Here is a 1,014-nt window from a genome sequence, read left to right on the forward strand (position 1 = left end):
CTAACGTGCGGCCGTTGCTTGGGTCGTTATGCGTAATCGATGGAGTACCGAGAATTAGATGGAAGTAGTAGAAGCGGAAAAATTGGATTTAGATTCATTCTTTGTGTATCTAGAAAATCAGCTGTCTGAAAATGGTAATGGAGAAGTTCCTCTTTTCCAGCCAATGTCCAGAGAGCAAAGTGAAATTCCAGAAGCAACAAAAGATAAGTTTATCCAAGGCTTTTCTCATCAGTTTGGCGACTTAGGTTGGAGAAAACTTTGGGTTGTAAAAGACACCTCTGGAAATATTAAAGGTCATATTGATCTTCGCCACCACAGTGATGAAAACCGTTCTCACAGAGTTCTATTAGGTATGGGCGTAGATGTTTCTTGCCGGAAGCAAGGTCTTGGTCAAAGACTCATTGATGCTGTTATAAATTTCTGCCAAGAAAAAGCTGAAATTGACTGGCTTGATCTTTGTGTATTATCAGAGAATTTCCCAGCAAAGAACCTCTACCTAAAAGCAGGGTTCAATGTTGTTGGAGAGTTCAAAGATCAATATAGAATCGACGGTTTGTCAGTCTCGGAAACAGCAATGACAAAGTACGTCAAAAATTACGCATAACAGATAAGGATAGGCCGCGCGTAGCCGCGTCCTTATCCCAAGTGTTGAACAAGCCCGAGTGTAGTGGCTAAATAAATCTGGCCACTTGTTTAGAAGTTATCAGTACAAAACCATATTAATAGGAATGTAAGCACTAAATGGGTTAGCTGTCGTAACGCGTTTTTGCACCATTATCATTTAGAACAATGACTCATTCTAATTTTGTGTTTCTGTGTTTGCCTTATATTTACTAATGCAGAAAGCAAAAGATATGGCTTTAGTAGCTAGTCTTGTTGTATGCCTTAAAGACTATCAAGAGGACTTATGACCCCAGTATGATGGCCACCAATCACATGGGTATATATCTCGGTTGTTTTGACATCACTGTGTCCCAATAACTCCTGGATGGTGCGAATGTCATGGCCTTTGAG

2 protein-coding genes are annotated in these 1,014 nt (G+C 40.2%); one reads left to right on the forward strand and one right to left on the reverse strand.

Features of this window, described 5'->3' with window-relative positions:
• The first annotated feature begins 58 nt into the window (after positions 1-58).
• Positions 59-604 carry an N-acetyltransferase gene (locus tag BCU91_RS06695; protein WP_102531156.1) on the forward strand — a complete coding sequence of 182 codons (546 nt, stop codon included), beginning with the start codon at positions 59-61 and terminating at the stop codon, positions 602-604.
• Between the two features lie 281 nt (positions 605-885).
• Here the strand turns inward: BCU91_RS06695 and BCU91_RS06700 are convergent.
• On the reverse strand, positions 886-1,014 hold a 129-nt coding region (locus BCU91_RS06700), incomplete at its 5' end, for a tyrosine-type recombinase/integrase (protein WP_157936273.1).

It is taken from the genome of Shewanella sp. 10N.286.52.B9 (genome assembly GCF_002873635.1).
Lineage (GTDB): Bacteria > Pseudomonadota > Gammaproteobacteria > Enterobacterales > Shewanellaceae > Shewanella.

Bases quoted from the DNA above. Each gene is read 5' to 3' on its own strand.
- BCU91_RS06695 (WP_102531156.1), top strand. From the start codon at position 59: ATGGAAGTAGTAGAAGCGGAAAAATTGGATTTAGATTCATTCTTTGTG.